The organism is Rhizobacter sp. P3_B12 (assembly GCF_056402895.1).
The window spans coordinates 1-904 of record NZ_JBFUGN010001539.1 but is presented as its reverse complement, the minus strand read 5'-3'; the positions used below and the strand labels follow the sequence as shown (position 1 = coordinate 904).

General features: G+C 69.9%; 1 protein-coding gene. It reads left to right on the top strand.

From position 1 onward, the window contains the following. Positions 1-904 (top strand): leucyl aminopeptidase (locus AC1D01_RS36715; RefSeq protein ID WP_477874736.1); only part of this gene is annotated, 904 nt, incomplete at both ends.

Genomic DNA, 904 nt, shown 5'->3' with positions numbered 1-904 from the left:
GCAATCGGGGCTGGCGGTCGGCGAGGCGATCGGCAACGGCGTCGCGCTGGCCCGCGAATGCGCGAACCGGCCGGGCAACCACTGCACGCCCACCTTCCTCGCCGAGCAGGCGAAGAAGCTCGCGAAGGACCACGGCCTGAAGGTCGAGGTGCTGGACCGCAAGGCGGTCGAGAAGCTCGGCATGGGCTCGTTCCTCGCGGTCGCCCAGGGCTCCGACGAGCCGCTGCGCTTCATCGTCGCCCGCTACGAAGGTGCCGCGAAGACGCAGGCGCCGATCGTGCTGGTCGGCAAGGGCATCACCTTCGACACCGGCGGCATCTCGATCAAGCCGGCCGCCGAGATGGACGAGATGAAGTTCGACATGGGTGGCGCCGCGAGCGTGCTCGGCACGCTGCGCGCGGTGGCCGAACTGAAGCCGAAGCTGAACCTGATCGGCATCATCCCGGCCTGCGAGAACATGCCCAGCGGCCGTGCGGTGAAGCCGGGCGACGTCGTCACCAGCATGTCGGGCCAGACGATCGAGATCCTGAACACCGATGCCGAGGGCCGGCTGATCCTGTGCGATGCGCTGACCTACGCCGAGCGCTTCAAGCCGGCGGTGGTGGTCGACATCGCGACGCTGACCGGCGCCTGCGTGATCGCGCTGGGCCACCACAACTCGGGCCTGTTCACCGCCGACGACGCGCTGGCCGCCGAGTTGCTGGCCGCCGGCCAGAGCGCGCTCGACCCGGCCTGGCGCATGCCGCTGGACGAGGAATACGACGAGGCGCTGAAGAGCAACTTCGCCGACATGGGCAACGTCGGCCCGCGCGCCGGCGGTGCGATCACCGCGGCGATGTTCCTGCGCCGCTTCACCGCCAAGTACCGCTGGGCGCACCTGGACATCGCCGGCACCGCCTGGAAG